Raw genomic sequence first — 14369 nt, 5'->3', positions numbered from 1 at the left:
GGGGCGGCTCCGCGACGTGCTTCCTTCTCACCTTCCTACGACGACCCGTAGCGCGTCCCCTCTCCGTCCCCGCCCACCCTCTTCTTTCCGGTTCCGGAGGACTCCCCCTTTTGCCCGAACTGTCGACCGTCCTGTTGCGCCGTCTGCACACCGTCTACGTCGACCAGGCCGGGCCGCGCCCGGGCGACCCGTCGACGTCCGAGGGCCTGACGGCCCTGGAGGCCGAACTGCTCGACCGGGGCTACGCCCTGACGGTCCCGCTGCGTTCGGCGCTCGCCTGGCTCGGACCCACCGGACTCGCCGCCGCGGGCGCGCAGTTGATCCGGGACATCGACATCCTGCTGGGAGCGGACCGCACCCACATGCCGCTGTTCCGCTCGTTCCCGGCCTCGGTGCCCGACGACACCCACGCGTTGTGGATCGACCGCGTCCTGACCCTGCTCCTGCAGTGGCCGGACCAGCCGTGCGTGTTGTGCGGGACCGTCGGCGGCGTCCACCCCGTCGCCCCCTGCGCCCACCTGGTCTGTCGGACCTGCTGGGACGGCGCCGACTACACCGGCTGCCCGATCTGCCACCGCCGTCTCGACGCCGCCGATCCCTTCATCCGGCCGTCCCCGCACCCGGGGGAGGTCCCTTCCGGAGGCGGCCCGCTGCGGCTGCTGTCCTTCGGCACCGACCGCGCGGCCGACTCCGTCACCGCCCTCGGGAAGCTGCTCGCCCGCCGCACCCCGCTCTCCCCGCAGGACAAGGAGGAGACCCGGGTGCTCCTCGCCCACGTGCCGGCCGGGCTCGACTGGCTCCCGGACGACGTACCGGTGCGGGAGACCAAGGCCCTGGTGCTGGGCACCTTGCTGCGCGAACGCCGTACGCGGGAGACCGTACGGGCCCTGCTGCCCGAGCGGCTCACCACCGCCACCGACGTGCTGCGGCTGCTCGCCGTGTGGTCCGGCGGCGAGGCCGACCTCCTGGAACCCCCGCGCCTGCGCTCCCTGCCGCGCCCGCTGCGGCGCGACCTGCTGGCCGTCCTGGACCGCCTCGATCCCGCGCTCCTCGTCGAGGACGTCCTGCGCCACGCGGACCTGTGGAAGCGGGCCGCCGAGATCCTGCACCCGTTCGAGCAGTACGCCCGCCACCCGCGCGCCGCGCTCGCCTTCGCCGTGCTCCGGGGCACCGACACCACCGGCACCGCCCTCGGCGCCGCGCTGCTCGCCACCGCGGCCGCGTACCCGCACGCGGTACGGATCGACGGCCCGCGGGTCCGGGCGGCCACCTGGCTGGGGCGCGCCGAGGAGGCCCTGCGCGGCGGGGATCCGGACCGGGCCCTGGCCGTACTGGCCGAACGGCCCGGTGAGCTCGTCCGCCGCCTGGACCACCTGCTGCGGCTGTACGCGGCCGACACGCTGCCGCCACAGGTCGCCGAGGTACTGGCACGGCGGCTGCCGAAGGTCGGGCCCGGGCCGATGTTGTCCGCGCTCGGCCGGCTGCGGATCCGCCACCTCCCCGGAACGCGGCGGGTGTTCTTCCCCCGCGGACAGGTCGCGCACTCCTTCACCGTGTCGGACGACCGGGCCCCGCTGACCGAAGCGGTGACCCGTTCGGTGTGCGAGCTGTTCGAGGGCGAGGTGCTGCGCCGGCTGGCCGCGGCCGACCCGTACGACGTGGCGGTCCTCGACTCCCGCCTCGCCCACCTCCACGTCCCCTCCGCCGAGCGGGCGGCGGCCAAAGCCCTGGTCACCGTCCCCAAGGGCAGCTTCCAGGCACTGCCGGACGGCGAGGTGCTGCGCATGTTCCTGCACTGGATGGAGCCGGCGCGCAAGCGCGTGGACCTGGACCTGTCGGTGGTGCTGTTCGACGCCGACTGGAACTACGCGGGCCTGTGCGACTTCACGAACCTCGTGTACGGCGCCCGGGCCGTCGTCCACTCCGGCGACCTCGTCTCGGCGCCGGCGCCGCACGGGGCGAGCGAGTACGTGGACATCGACCTGGACGCCCTGGCCGACTCCGGTGTGCGCTTCGCCATGCCGGTCGTCTTCAGCTACAACAACATCCCCTTCGAGCTGTTGCCCGATGCCTTCGCCGGGTTCATGGCCCTGCCCGGCTGGGCCGGCCGCACCGCCCGCTACGATCCGCGGACCGTGCGCCAGCGCTACGACCTGGTCGGCAACTCCCGGATCCACGTGCCGCTCCTCGTCGACCTGGAGCGGCGCGGCTTCCTGTGGACCGACGTCCACCTGCCGGACGACGAGGGCTACCACAGCGTGTGGGCGCACCAGGAGGACCTGGCCCGGATCGGCCGCGACCTGTTCCAGTACTTCTCGACCGGCCGCACCACCCTGTGGGAGCTGGCCGGCTGGCACGCGGCCGCGCGCTGCCGCGAGGTGGCCGTGCTGCGCCGTACGCCCCGGCCGAGCGACCCCGACGAACTGTGGACCTACCGCCGGGACTCCGGCGAGGACGCCGCGGCCTTCGCCGCCCGGGTGGTCGGCCTGCGCGATCCGGACGACGTGCTGGCCTCCACGGAGGTCGACGCCCTCGCGGGCGCCACGGCTTCGGGCCGGTCGGTGTTCCTCGCGCTGGTGGACGGCGAGGTCGCGCCCGCCGGCGCGAGCGGCTGCGCATACCGGCTGCTGCCGGGGCCGGTTGACGGCTGCGGCCTCGAACAGCTAGCGGCGGGCGACCTGGTCGCCGCCCTGGGCTGACGGCCGGGAAGCGCCGCTGCGGCCACGGGTGTCAGTCGGGGCCGATATCCTCTGTGACCATGCTCGACGACCGTACGACCGCAGACACGATGTGGCCGACCGCGTACCCACAGGGGTACGCGGTCGTCGACGTGGAGACCACCGGGCTCGCGCGCGACGACCGGATAGTCTCCGCCGCCGTCTACCGGCTCGACGCCCGGGGCAACGTGGAGGACCACTGGTACACGCTGGTCAATCCGCGGCGGGACCCGGGACCGGTGTGGATCCACGGGCTGACGAGCGCGATGCTCGCCGACGCCCCGCTCTTCGAGGACATCGCCGAGGAGTTCTCCGACCGGCTCGCGGACCGGGTACTGGTCGCGCACAACGCCATCTTCGACTGGCAGATGATCGCCCGGGAGTACGCGCGGGCCGCGGTGACCGCACCGGTCCGTCAGCGGCTGTGCACCATCGCCCTGTCGAAGGAACTGGACCTGCCGCTGCCCAACCACAAGCTGGAGTCGCTCGCCGCGCACTTCGGCGTGGTCCAGCAGCGCGCCCACCACGCGCTCGACGACGCCCGGGTGCTCGCGGAGGCGTTCCGCCCCTCGCTGCACGCGGCCGCGCAGGGCGGCGTGCGGCTGCCGCTGCTGGAATGCCGGCCGCTGACGGAGTGGTCGGATTCCGCCGTCACCCCGAGGATCGGGTACCAGGCCTCGTACCGGGGCGGCAGCTGGCGGCCCTCGCGCAAGCGGCCGCCGTGTCCGCACCCCAATCCGGGGCGCTTCGAGGACGGCAAGCCGCTGAAGCAGGGCATGCGGATCGCCTTCTCCGGTGACACCTCGGTGGAGCGGGAGCTGCTGGAGGACCGTGCGGTCGAGGCGGGCCTGCACATCGCGACGAGCGTGTCGCGGCTCACCAGCCTGCTGGTGACCAACGACCCCGATTCGGCGACCTCCAAGACGGTCAAGGCGAAGGGCTTCGGCACGCCGGTCGTCGACGAGGCGGCCTTCACCCAGCTGCTGCGGGACGTGGCCCCGGCCGAGTCCTGAGCCGGAGGGCGGGCCGTTGCGCCGGGCGGGTGCAGGCGCGGCGACTCACCCCGCCGGATCTTGTTCCGCTCCTTCCCCGTGCGCAGCATTCGGCCCATGGCACGTTGTGAGGTCTGCGGAAACGATTACGGCATGTCCTTCGAGGTGCACGCGCAGGGCGCCGTGCACGTCTTCGACTGCTTCTCCTGCGCCATCCACCGCATGGCGCCCGTCTGTGAGCACTGCCGGGTATCGATCATCGGCCAGGGCGTCGAGGTCGCGGGCCAGTGGTTCTGCGGGGCGCACTGCGCGCGGGCGGAGGGGAAGGTGGGCATCGTCGACCGCGTCTGACTCCCCCGCGCCGCGGCCCCGTCCCGACGAGCGGTCGGGCGGTCCCCGCAGCCGTTCCCGGCACCGCGTCCCGGCACCCCGTCCCGACGTCCCGTTCCGTACGCCATGACCCCGGACGGCCACCCGGCCGCCGGGGTCCTCCGCGCTGCGGGTACCGTCGTGGGCGTGTACCGCTTTGTGCTGACCCGGCAGTGGGTGTTCCTCACCCTGATGGCCCTCGCCCTCATCCCCGCGATGATCGAGCTGGGGTTCTGGCAGTACCACCGCCATGAGCACCGGGTCGCGCAGAACCAGCTGATCGAGGCGAACCTGCGGGCGAAGCCGGCCCCCGTGACCGAGCTCACCTCTCCCGGACACCGGGTCCCCCGCGCGGACTTCTGGCGCGCGGTCACCGCGACCGGCACGTACGACTCCGCGCACGAGGTCGTCGTCCGGATGCGCACCGACCGCGACGACAAGGTCGGCTTCCACGTCCTGACCCCGCTGGTCCTCTCCGACGGCCGGGTGGTCCTGGTCAACCGGGGCTGGGTGCCGGGCGGCGACGACCCGCGCGCCTACCCGCCGGTGCCGGCCGCGCCCACGGGCGAGGTCACGGTCACCGGCCGGCTGAAGGCCGACGAGACCAGCGGCGGGAGCGGCATCAAGGACCGCAAGGGCCTGCCGGACCGCCAGGTGATGCTGATCAACAGCGCACAGCAGGCGGAGTACCTGGGCCGGACGGTCCTCGGCGGCTACCTGGAGCTCACCGATCCGGTCCCGGCGGAGGGCACCCCGGAGACCATCGCCGACCCCGACCACGACTCGATCGGCCCCCACATGGCGTACGCCATCCAGTGGTGGCTGTTCGCCGGCGCGGTTCCGGTGGGCTGGGTGGTCCTCGTACGGCGGGAGAAGCGCGAGCGCGAGGAAGAGGCCGCCCGGACCGAAGCCTCTCGGCGGGAGCCGGCGACGGCGTAGCGTGTCGGCATGGATCTTGGACTGAAAGACCGTGTCTACATCGTCACCGGGGCCACGCGCGGCCTCGGCCTCGCCTCGGCCCGGGAACTGGCCGCCGACGGTGCGAAGGTGCTCCTGACGGGCCGGGACGAGAAGCGGGCGGCCGACGCCGCCGCCGAGCTCGGCCCGAACGCGGCCGGTGTGGCGGCCGACAATTCCGACCCGGAAGCGGCCGCGCGGCTCGTCGCCACCGCGCGGGAGCGCTTCGGCCGCCTCGACGGCATCCTCATCAGCGTGGGCGGCCCGGCGCCGGGCTTCGCGGCGGACAACACCGACGCGCAGTGGGCGGCGGCCTTCGATGCGGTCTTCCTGGGCGCGGTCCGCCTCGCCCGGGCGGCCGCCGCCGAGCTGGGCGAGGGCGGGGTCATCGGCTTCGTCCTGTCGGGCTCGGTCCACGAGCCGATCCCCGGCCTGACCATCTCCAACGGCCTGCGTCCGGGCCTCGCCGGCTTCGCGAAGTCCCTCTCGCTGGAGCTCGGCCCGCGCGGGATCCGGGTGGTCGGCCTGCTTCCGGCCCGCATCGACACCGACCGCGTCCGCGAGCTCGACGCCCTGTCCGGCGATGCGGAGGCCGCGCGGGCGGGGCACGAGTCGCGCATCCCGCTGCGCCGGTACGGCGCCCCGGAGGAGTTCGGCCGCACGGCTGCCTTCCTGCTCTCCCCGGCGGCGTCGTACTTGACGGGGGTCATGCTCCCGGTCGACGGCGGCTCCCGGCACGGCTTCTGACCCGCCGGGAGCCCCGCACGATCGGCAGGACGTCCGCTACATCACGCGCTGGGCCCGGTGGGACGTGACCTTGAGGCGGGCTTCCGCGGGGAGTTCCGGGAGGCCCGCCGAGGTCCGGGCGTGGGTCAGGACCGGGCCGGCCACGGCGGCCAGGGCGTCGGCGGGGACCGCGTGGGGTTCCAGTTCCAGCGCGACCCGCAGCGCCGGCGACCCGCGCCGCCCGCGCAGGGCGACCCTGCAGCCGGCGACCCCCTCCAGGGCGCCGGCCTCCGCGGCCACCGCCTCCTCGAGCGCGCGCCCGCGCAGCATGGCGAAGGCCCCGTCCCCGGTGTCCACCACCATCGCCTGCAGTCGCGGGCGCCTGAGCTGGGACAGCAGCCACCACAGCGCCAGCAGGACGCCCACCGCGAGAGCGGCGATCACCGCCCACCACCACCAGCCTTCGGCGTGCCAGTACCGGTTCCTGGTCTGCTCGCTCAGCAGCGGCGCGTCGCGACCGTGCAGCGGCCACGAGCCCGTCAGCACCACGGTCCCGGCAGCCACCAGGACCGCTCCGGCCACCGCCAGCAGGATCCGGTTCACCGTTCCGAGCATGGCCTCACCTCCTGACCCGTACCCGCGGCTGCGGCGGGCGCGCGAGGCCCAGTTCCTGGATGCCGACGGCGAGCACCGCGTCGAGGTCGGCCCGTACGTCGTCCAGCTCGCGGAAGTGCGAGGTGGCCCGCACCCCGACGCGGGACCGGCGCACCTTGACCCGGACGGACCGGACTCCGGACACCTCCATGGCCCGGTCCCGCAGGATCTGGGCGGCGGCCTTGCGGCCCAGCCCGGCCCGGACGCCCGACTGCTCGTCCGGGGTCCGCATCGGCAGGATCCCGCGCAGCCCGGGGGCCAGTGCCAGCAGCAGGAGCAGCAGCCCGACCAGGACCAGGCCTGCTGCGATCAGCTGCACCGCCAGGTCCGCGGGGGTGTGCACGGCGAGCTGGTCGGCGAGGTCGCGGCGCCAGCTCATCCCGGGCCGGCCGGACCGTACGGCGGCCAGGTCGTACAGGAACAGGACCGCCACCGCGAGCACGACCAGGGCGGTGAGCGCGGCGGGCACCCGCCGGGCGGAGCGGAACCGGTGGGCCCGGCCGGAGCCGGAGCCGCGGGCCGTCACCGCAGCCGCCGGTCCCGCCCGGAGGCGGTCCGGGAGCGGCCGGAGTGCAGGTGCTCGATGTCGATGTCCACCTCGGGCACCGACATCGACGCGCACTCCTCGACCCGGAGGGCCACCTGACGGCGTACGGCCGCGCACTGGGCGGCCAGGTCGGAGGGGTAGTCCAGCTCCAGGCTGACCCGGACCCGGGCGATGTCGTGGTGCACGGTGACGGTGGCGTGCGGGGGTGTGCCGGGGGCCGTGGCGAGCGCCTCCCGGGCGGCCTGGGCGGCGATCTTCGCGACGACCCGGTCGGCGATGCGGGTGGCACCGCGCTCGGCGGCGGCCACCCGGGGCGGCGCGGGGCGCGGCGGGCTGCTCATCGGCGCCTCACCCGCGCCGGTCGTCACGGCGGCGGAACAGGTCACCCGGTTCCAGGTCCCCGTCGAGGAACCGCCCGGCAACGAAACCGATGGCGCCGAGGGCGGCCACCAGGATGAAGGCCCCGAAACCGCCGAAATAGCCGGCGAACGCCAGGGCCATGCCGGCGAAGAGTCCGGCGATCGCCATGCTCATGCGGGCTCCTCTCGGCTACTGGAGACGGGATTCCGGCTCCTCGTCGGGCTCATCGGGCAGCTTGACGTCGCTCACCGCGATGTTGACCTCGACGACCTCCAGGCCGGTCATCCGCTCGACCGCCGAGATGACGTTCTCCCGGACCGCGCGCGCCACGTCGCGGATCGAGACGCCGTAGTCCACGACGATCTCCAGGTCGAGGGCCGTCTGGGTCTCGCCGACCTCCGCCTTGACCCCGCGGCTGACCGAGGCCTTGCCGCCGCCGGGCACCCGGTCGCGGACGGCGCCGAAGGTACGGGAGAGGCCGCTGCCGCTGCCCATGGCGTGCACGCCGACGACCTCGCGGGCGGCCAGCCCGGCGATCTTCTCGACCACCCCGTCGGCGATGCTCGTGCGTCCCCGGTCGCCGGGCTCCTTGCCGAAGCCCCCTGATGCGGATTCGGTCATCGCGTGTCCCTTCCGTGCGTGGTGGACTCACTCCGCTCCACGTTAGGCGCCCGGGCGCGCGAGCGCCCCGGGACTACGCCGGTCGGCTGGCCGACCATCCCCGGGGCTCCGGCGTTGCAGCGGCCCTCAGTCGGAGAGACCGGCCAGGTCGCGCAGGCGGCGGGCCTGGGCCGCACGCTCGGCGGCGCGCTGCTCGTCGTAGGGGCGGGCCTGGGCGGAGCGCAGCAGCGTCTTCGTCTCGATCACGGCGTCCCGCGGCGGGGCCAGCAGGGCGGTGGTGAGGTCCTGGACGGCGGCGTCGAGCTCGTCCGCGGGGACGACGAGGTTGGCGAGGCCGACGCGCTCCGCCTCCTCCGCGTGCACGAAGCGACCCGTCGCGCAGATCTCCAGCGCGCGGGCGTAGCCGACCAGGGAGGTCAGGGGCTGGGTACCGGCCAGGTCGGGGACCAGGCCCAGGCTGGTCTCGCGCATAGCGAACTGCACGTCGTCCGCGACCACGCGCAGGTCGCACGCGAGCGCGAGCTGGAAGCCGGCGCCGATCGCGTGCCCCTGCACGGCGGCGACGGAGATGATGTCGTTACGCCTCCACCAGGTGAACGCCTCCTGGTACTCGGCGATCGTGGAGTCGAGCAGTTCGTCCGAACCGCGTGCCAGATCGAGGAAGGACGGCTCGCCCTCGAAACCTTCGGGGGTGAACGCCTGCCGGTCGAGCCCTGCGGAGAAGGACTTGCCCTCACCGCGCAGCACGACGATCCGGACGGTGCCCGGCAACAACCTCCCGGCCTCGGCCAAAGCCCGCCAGAGCGCGGGGGATTGGGCATTTCGCTTGGCCGGATTGGTCAGTGTCACCGTGGCGACCGTGTCGTCGACGGTAAGTCGTACGCCGTCCTTGTCGAGCAGAGCCATCTCTCGTGCCTCCGGTGTGCAGTCGGCCGCAAGCTCGGCCTAAGTGACTGCACAGTAACCACCCGGTCGACCGGACGCCGACCGGGGGTCACCGAAGGAACCGTCGGATCATGATGGACCTTGAAGCCGTTGGAACGTTGGAACCGATGGGACCGGGGTCAGGCCGTAGCGGCCTTCTTGCCACGCGTCGCGCCTCCGCGACCACGCAGCGACACCCCGGACTCACTGAGCATCCGATGGACGAATCCGTAGGACCGGCCGGTCTCTTCGGCCAGCGCCCGGATACTCGCACCGGAGTCGTACTTCTTCTTCAGGTCTGCCGCGAGCTTGTCGCGCGCGGCGCCGGTTACCCGGCTGCCCTTCTTCAGAGTCTCGGCCACCCGTGCCTCCTCATGGGAAGTGCGCTCTGGACTTCTCATGATCACCCCTCCCACGCTTCCTGGCCACCCATTCAGCAAGGTCGGTACGACGGCATTTCCCGACCGGTGGACGCCCGAGCAGAACGGAATCTCCTCTTCCGCTGCATGACTTCCGTCACACTCTGCTGCCCCCGCCGAGAATCGCCAGGTCAGGGACGCGGAACCGGAAAACGAACGGCCCCGGTCGCACTCCTTGAGGAGTGCGACCGGGGCCGTGATGCGACGCGCAACGGTACGAGACCGTCTCACTCAGATGATGGATCACCCGTGAGCCGAATGATCCATAAGGAACTGGATCAGAACCGGAACCGTAACCGGAACCAGATCAGGCGAGGGCCACCAGGTCCCGGTAGTCCGGTCCCCACAGGTCCTCGACGCCGTCCGGGAGCAGGATGATCCGCTCCGGCTCCAGCGCCTCGACGGCGCCCTCGTCGTGGGTGACGAGGATGACCGCGCCCTTGTACGTGCGCAGCGCGCCCAGGATCTCCTCGCGGCTGGCCGGGTCGAGGTTGTTCGTGGGCTCGTCGAGGAGCAGCACGTTCGCCGAGGAGACGACCAGCGTGGCCAGGGCCAGCCGGGTCTTCTCGCCACCGGAGAGCACCCCGGCGGGCTTGTCCACGTCGTCCCCGGAGAAGAGGAAGGAGCCGAGGGTCTTGCGCACCGCGACCAGGTCCAGGTCGGGGGCGGAGGAGCGCATGTTCTCCAGGACCGTGCGCTCCGGGTCCAGGGTCTCGTGCTCCTGGGCGTAATAGCCGAGCTTGAGGCCGTGGCCGGGGACGACGGTGCCGGTGTCCGGCTTCTCGGTGCCCGAGAGCAGGCGCAGCAAGGTGGTCTTGCCGGCGCCGTTGAGGCCGAGGATGACGACGCGGGAGCCCTTGTCGATGGCCAGGTCGACGTCGGTGAAGATCTCCAGGGAGCCGTACGACTTCGAGAGGCCCTCGGCGGTCAGCGGGGTCTTGCCGCAGGGCGCCGGGTCCGGGAAGCGGAGCTTGGCGACCTTGTCGTTGACGCGGACGGCCTCCAGGCCGGCGAGCAGTCGGTCGGCCCGCTTGGCCATGTTCTGCGCGGCGACGGTCTTGGTGGCCTTGGCGCGCATCTTGTCGGCCTGCGAGTTCAGGGCCGCGGCCTTCTTCTCGGCGTTCTGGCGCTCGCGCTTGCGGCGCTTTTCGTCGGCCTCGCGCTGCTGCTGGTAGAGCTTCCAGCCCATGTTGTAGACGTCGATCTGGGAGCGGTTGGCGTCCAGGTAGAAGACCTTGTTGACGACGGTCTCGACGAGGTCGACGTCGTGGGAGATGACGATGAAGCCACCGCGGTAGGTCTTCAGGTAGTCACGCAGCCAGACGATCGAGTCGGCGTCGAGGTGGTTGGTGGGCTCGTCAAGGAGCAGGGTGTCGGCGTCCGAGAAGAGGATCCGGGCGAGCTCGACGCGGCGGCGCTGACCACCGGAGAGGGTGTGCAGGGGCTGACCGAGCACCCGGTCGGGCAGGCCCAGGGCGGCCGAGATGGTCGCGGCCTCCGCCTCGGCGGCGTACCCGCCCTTGGTCAGGAACTCCGTCTCCTGGCGCTCGTACTGCTTCATCGCCTTGTCGCGGGTGCCGCCGGTGCCGGTGGCGATGCGCTCCTCGTTGGCGCGCATCTTCTTGATCAGCACGTCGAGGCCGCGCGCGGACAGGATCCGGTCGCGGGCCAGCACGTCGAGGTCTCCGGTGCGCGGGTCCTGCGGGAGGTAGCCGACCTCGCCCGAGCGGGCGATCGAGCCGGCGGCGGGCTGGCCCTCGCCCGCGAGGCACTTGGTGAGGGTGGTCTTGCCGGCTCCGTTGCGGCCGACGAGGCCGATGCGGTCGCCCTTGGCGACGCGGAAGGAGGCGGACTCGATGAGGACGCGGGCGCCGGCGCGCAGCTCAAGGCCGGTGGCGGTGATCACGGAAATACTCCAGGGCGGTGTGGACGGCGGAAGGGGGGCAGGACGCGAAGCTTCGACGCCGCTAATCCGCGAGGAGATTTGCCATGAGAGACATTCTACCGGGGGTGTGCAACTGGTTTCCGGGCGCGGGCCGGGTCGTCGGGCCTGCGGGGGCCGCTCCCCGTGTCCCCCGTCCGGCCCAGTGGCCCCGCGGAGCGGCCGAGGCGCAGATCGGGATGATTGGGTTGATACTCGCCGCATGGGCGGAGACGCGACCGCACCTGTTCGACGCGTGGAGGGCGGTACGGGATGCAGTTCGACGACGACGCCAGACTCGACAGCTCCGAAGTCGAGGACAGGCGCGGCGGCGGCGGCCGCATCCCGGGCGGGAAGGCCACCGTCGGCGGCGGCATCGTCGGTCTCATCGCGCTGGTCATCGGGCTGATCTTCGGGGTGGGGCCGGAGCAGCTGGGGCTCTCCTCCGGGGAGCAGGAACAGGAGCCGGCGCCGGTCTCCTCGTCGCTCACCGAGGTGCAGCAGGCATGCAAGACGGGTCGGGACGCGAACACGCGCGAGGACTGCCGGCTGCTGGCGGTCACCCGGAGCACCCAGGCCTTCTGGAGGCAGGAGTTCGCGAGGCGCGGCGGCCAGTACAGCCCGGCGACGACCGTGTTCTTCGAGAACCGGGTGAACACCGCGTGCGGGACCGCCAGCTCGGCGGTGGGCCCCTTCTACTGTCCTGCTGACCGGAAGGTCTATCTGGACCTGGGCTTCTTCAACGAGCTGCGGACGAAGTTCGGCGCGACCGGCGGCCCCTTCGCCCAGGCCTACGTCGTCGCGCACGAGTACGGGCACCACGTCCAGAACCTGACCGGAACCCTCCAGCGGGCCCAGGACGGACGGCAGGGGCCGAACAGCAACGCGGTCAAGGTCGAGCTGCAGGCCGACTGCTACGCCGGGGTGTGGGCGCACAACGCGACGAACGTCGCGGACGCCTCCACCGGGCGGCCGCTGCTCAAGACCCTGACCGAGGCGGACATCAGGGACGGGCTGGACGCGGCGGCCGCGGTCGGCGACGACCGGATCCAGGAGAAGTTCCAGGGCCGGGTGTCCCCGGAGTCCTGGACCCACGGCTCGGCCGAGCAGCGGCAGCAGTGGTTCTACCAGGGCTACCGGACGGGCGACATGGCCCAGTGCAACACCTTCCGCTGACTGTCGGTGACGCCTGCCATGCTGGTGTGACGCGGGTCACCGTCACGAGAGGGAGTGATCGTCATGGCAGGCGTTCCGTCCATCTGTCCCACCCTGGTCTACCGCGACGCGAAGGCGGCCATCAGGCTGTTGACCGAGGCCTTCGGCTTCAGCCAGGTCGCCGTCTACGAGGGTGAGGACGGCTCCGTGACGCACGCCGAGCTGGCGTACGGCAACGGCATGGTGATGCTGGGCAGTTCGGGCAGGGGCGGGGTCTTCGACAAGGCCATGGAGGGCGCCGGCCCCTCAGGGGTCTACGTCGTGGTCGACGACGTGGACGCCCACCACCGGCGGGCGGTGGAGCACGGCGCGGAGATCGTGATGGAGCCCACCGACCAGGACTACGGCTCCCGCGACTACATGGCCCGCGACGCCGAGGGCAACGTCTGGAGCTTCGGGACGTACGCGCCGCAGGTCTGACCCCGCCGGCACGCCCGTCCCCGCCCTCGTTCTCCTACGGAGTCACTCGCTACGGGGTCACTCGCTACGGAGTCACTCGCCGCCGGTGTGGACCTGGAAGGCGGCCCGGCGGACCGCCTTGGCCAGCGTCGGGTCGGGGTGGGCCGCGGCGAGCGCGACCAGCACCTGCACCGTGCGCGGATGGCCGACCGCACGGACCTCGTCCAGCAGCCGGGGGACGGTGGTCCGGACGGCGGAGTCGAGGTGGCGCGCCAGCAGCTCGGCCTCGCCGTGGTCGGCGATGGCGGCGGCGGTGTCCACCCAGAGCCAGGTCGACTCCTCGGCGGTGAGGACGTCCTGCGCCTCGTCGGGGTCGATCCCGTCGTGCTCGGCGAGCCAGAGCAGGGCGTAGGGGCGCAGGGCGGGCTCGCGCACGGTGGCGCGCACCTCGGGTTCGGCGGGGGCGCCGACCACGCGCAGCGCCTCGAAGGCGAGGCCGCGCAACAGGGCGTCCTCGCCCCGGGCGGCCTGCAGCAGCTCGGCCACGGCGTGGCCGACGGGCCGGGCGGCGAGCCAGGCCCGGTACTCGGCGCGGGCCGGGCCGGGGGTGAGCCGCGCGCAGCCGTGCAGCATGGCGGCGGCGGACTGCTCGATGTTCCCGGCGGGGCTCTGCGCCGCGACGCAGATCTGCTCCAGCTTGACCCAGACGGCCCAGCTGCCGAGCGGGGTGAGCGCGGCCCGGGCGGGGCCGAGGGTGACGGCGTCCACGGCGGCGAGGCCGCCGAGCGCCCAGCGCAGCAGCCGGGCGAGCGGGACGGGCCGGGCCTCGGCGGAGCCGGCGGACGTCAGCGCCACCGCGGGCTCGACCTCGTACGGGATCTCGCACCGCTCGTCGCGCAGTTCGGTGACGCGCTGCCCGAGCAGGTCGAGCAGGTCCGGGACGGTCACCGGGCCGGCGGACAGCTGCAGCAGGGAGAGGAGTTGGGGCATCGCCTCGACGACCTCGGCGACGGCCGAGGGGGCGATGTCGGCGGGTGCGGGATGGACCAGCGACCAGGCGTCGAAGAGGGCGACCCAGCCGCGCAGTACGGCGGTGTCGTCGCGGTCCCAGGCGCGCAGCCGCCAGCCGGGCCGGGCGTGGCCGCCGTGCACCTCGACCAGTCCGGCGAGCCGTGCGCGGTCCCAGCCGACCTGGATCTGGCCGTGCGTCAGCCCCAGTTCCGCAGCGGCGCGTTCGACGTCGGCGGCGGGCAGGGCGCCCGTGGGAGCGGGCCGGCCGCCGTCTCCGGCCCCGAGGTTGCGCTCGGCCCAGCGGGTCAGGCGCACGGCGTCGGCGAGCGAGGCCCGGGCCCGGTTCGCGAGGTCGGCCGTGGCGGGCGTACCCGCCGGGGGCCTGGGCGCGGGCCGGGTGCGTCGGTCGGTCACCGCCTTGCGGGCCGCGGCGACGGAACGCGGCGAGACGAGTCGGAGTCTGGAGTCGCGAGCCAACTGCTCATCAGGCTTTCGGGACGTCACGGAAGCAGTCTCGCCCGTCACTGGCCGAAAGCC

The 14369-nt window shown here is 73.0% G+C and carries 16 protein-coding genes; 7 read left to right on the top strand and 9 right to left on the bottom strand.

Annotated features, from left to right (window positions below; all coding sequences use genetic code 11):
* Nucleotides 1-110 precede the first annotated feature (110 nt).
* The 5 genes from OG207_RS32435 (at nucleotide 111) to OG207_RS32415 (ending at nucleotide 5782) form a co-directional block, all read left to right on the top strand.
* Complete coding sequence (locus OG207_RS32435; protein ID WP_329103411.1) at nucleotides 111-2699, top strand: MXAN_6230/SCO0854 family RING domain-containing protein; 2589 nt, start codon at nucleotides 111-113, stop codon at nucleotides 2697-2699.
* Between the two features lie 53 nt (nucleotides 2700-2752).
* Entirely contained in the window at nucleotides 2753-3730 is a 978-nt protein-coding gene (locus OG207_RS32430) for a DEDDh family exonuclease (protein ID WP_329103410.1), read from the top strand.
* Between the two features lie 96 nt (nucleotides 3731-3826).
* Entirely contained in the window at nucleotides 3827-4060 is a 234-nt protein-coding gene (locus OG207_RS32425; RefSeq protein ID WP_030009585.1) for a hypothetical protein, read from the top strand.
* Nucleotides 4061-4225: 165 nt separating this feature from the next.
* A complete protein-coding gene (locus OG207_RS32420) occupies nucleotides 4226-5017 on the top strand; it encodes an SURF1 family cytochrome oxidase biogenesis protein (protein ID WP_329103409.1) in 792 nt (263 codons plus the stop codon).
* A gap of 9 nt (nucleotides 5018-5026) precedes the next feature.
* Entirely contained in the window at nucleotides 5027-5782 is a 756-nt protein-coding gene (locus tag OG207_RS32415) for an SDR family oxidoreductase (RefSeq protein ID WP_329103408.1), read from the top strand.
* Nucleotides 5783-5818: 36 nt separating this feature from the next.
* Here OG207_RS32415 and amaP read toward each other — a convergent pair whose 3' ends face one another.
* The 8 genes from amaP to OG207_RS32375 all read right to left on the bottom strand — a co-directional run bounded on the left by amaP (nucleotide 5819) and on the right by OG207_RS32375 (nucleotide 11192).
* Nucleotides 5819-6376, bottom strand: coding sequence for an alkaline shock response membrane anchor protein AmaP (gene amaP, locus OG207_RS32410; protein WP_329103406.1), 558 nt, complete (start codon nucleotides 6374-6376; stop codon nucleotides 5819-5821).
* A gap of 4 nt (nucleotides 6377-6380) precedes the next feature.
* Nucleotides 6381-6941 (bottom strand): DUF6286 domain-containing protein, encoded by a 561-nt coding sequence (locus tag OG207_RS32405; protein ID WP_329103405.1) that lies wholly within the window; start codon nucleotides 6939-6941, stop codon nucleotides 6381-6383.
* Complete coding sequence (locus OG207_RS32400; RefSeq protein WP_329103403.1) at nucleotides 6938-7303, bottom strand: hypothetical protein; 366 nt, start codon at nucleotides 7301-7303, stop codon at nucleotides 6938-6940. The genes OG207_RS32405 and OG207_RS32400 overlap by 4 nt, the downstream gene beginning before the upstream one ends.
* Before the next feature lie 7 nt (nucleotides 7304-7310).
* A complete protein-coding gene (locus OG207_RS32395) occupies nucleotides 7311-7496 on the bottom strand; it encodes a hypothetical protein (RefSeq protein WP_329103401.1) in 186 nt (61 codons plus the stop codon).
* 15 nt (nucleotides 7497-7511) lie between these two features.
* Nucleotides 7512-7943: an Asp23/Gls24 family envelope stress response protein gene (locus tag OG207_RS32390; protein WP_329103399.1), complete on the bottom strand. Its 432-nt coding sequence runs from the start codon at nucleotides 7941-7943 to the stop codon at nucleotides 7512-7514.
* Nucleotides 7944-8069: 126 nt separating this feature from the next.
* Entirely contained in the window at nucleotides 8070-8849 is a 780-nt protein-coding gene (locus OG207_RS32385; protein ID WP_033220610.1) for an enoyl-CoA hydratase/isomerase family protein, read from the bottom strand.
* 158 nt (nucleotides 8850-9007) lie between these two features.
* A complete protein-coding gene (locus OG207_RS32380; RefSeq protein ID WP_030010789.1) occupies nucleotides 9008-9229 on the bottom strand; it encodes a helix-turn-helix domain-containing protein in 222 nt (73 codons plus the stop codon).
* 364 nt (nucleotides 9230-9593) lie between these two features.
* The gene (locus OG207_RS32375; protein ID WP_329103396.1) at nucleotides 9594-11192 is read right to left on the bottom strand and encodes an ABC-F family ATP-binding cassette domain-containing protein; all 1599 of its coding nucleotides are present in this window, start codon (nucleotides 11190-11192) and stop codon (nucleotides 9594-9596) included.
* Nucleotides 11193-11480: 288 nt separating this feature from the next.
* Between OG207_RS32375 and ypfJ the strand changes: the two genes are divergently transcribed.
* Together ypfJ and OG207_RS32365 are read left to right on the top strand one after the other, a co-directional pair.
* A complete protein-coding gene (gene ypfJ, locus OG207_RS32370) occupies nucleotides 11481-12383 on the top strand; it encodes a KPN_02809 family neutral zinc metallopeptidase (protein ID WP_329103394.1) in 903 nt (300 codons plus the stop codon).
* A 63-nt stretch (nucleotides 12384-12446) separates the two neighbouring features.
* The gene (locus tag OG207_RS32365; protein ID WP_189735839.1) at nucleotides 12447-12842 is read left to right on the top strand and encodes a VOC family protein; all 396 of its coding nucleotides are present in this window, start codon (nucleotides 12447-12449) and stop codon (nucleotides 12840-12842) included.
* Between the two features lie 72 nt (nucleotides 12843-12914).
* Here the strand turns inward: OG207_RS32365 and OG207_RS32360 are convergent, their stop codons facing one another.
* A complete protein-coding gene (locus tag OG207_RS32360; RefSeq protein WP_402694798.1) occupies nucleotides 12915-14336 on the bottom strand; it encodes a hypothetical protein in 1422 nt (473 codons plus the stop codon).
* Between the last annotated feature and the right edge of the window lie 33 nt (nucleotides 14337-14369).

Origin of the sequence: Streptomyces sp. NBC_01439 (genome assembly GCF_036227605.1) — a bacterium.
Taxonomy (GTDB): domain Bacteria; phylum Actinomycetota; class Actinomycetes; order Streptomycetales; family Streptomycetaceae; genus Streptomyces.
The sequence above is the reverse complement of the archived record's forward strand: the minus strand, read 5'-3'. Positions and strand labels throughout refer to the sequence as shown.

Coding starts and splice junctions, on each gene's coding strand:
- ypfJ (WP_329103394.1), top strand. CDS start 11,481: ATGCAGTTCGACGACGACGCCAGACTCGACAGCTCCGAAGTCGAGGAC.
- OG207_RS32365 (WP_189735839.1), top strand. CDS start 12,447: ATGGCAGGCGTTCCGTCCATCTGTCCCACCCTGGTCTACCGCGACGCG.
- amaP (WP_329103406.1), bottom strand. CDS start 6,376: ATGCTCGGAACGGTGAACCGGATCCTGCTGGCGGTGGCCGGAGCGGTC.
- OG207_RS32390 (WP_329103399.1), bottom strand. CDS start 7,943: ATGACCGAATCCGCATCAGGGGGCTTCGGCAAGGAGCCCGGCGACCGG.
- OG207_RS32395 (WP_329103401.1), bottom strand. CDS start 7,496: ATGAGCATGGCGATCGCCGGACTCTTCGCCGGCATGGCCCTGGCGTTC.
- OG207_RS32385 (WP_033220610.1), bottom strand. CDS start 8,849: ATGGCTCTGCTCGACAAGGACGGCGTACGACTTACCGTCGACGACACG.
- OG207_RS32400 (WP_329103403.1), bottom strand. CDS start 7,303: ATGAGCAGCCCGCCGCGCCCCGCGCCGCCCCGGGTGGCCGCCGCCGAG.
- OG207_RS32425 (WP_030009585.1), top strand. CDS start 3,827: ATGGCACGTTGTGAGGTCTGCGGAAACGATTACGGCATGTCCTTCGAG.
- OG207_RS32415 (WP_329103408.1), top strand. CDS start 5,027: ATGGATCTTGGACTGAAAGACCGTGTCTACATCGTCACCGGGGCCACG.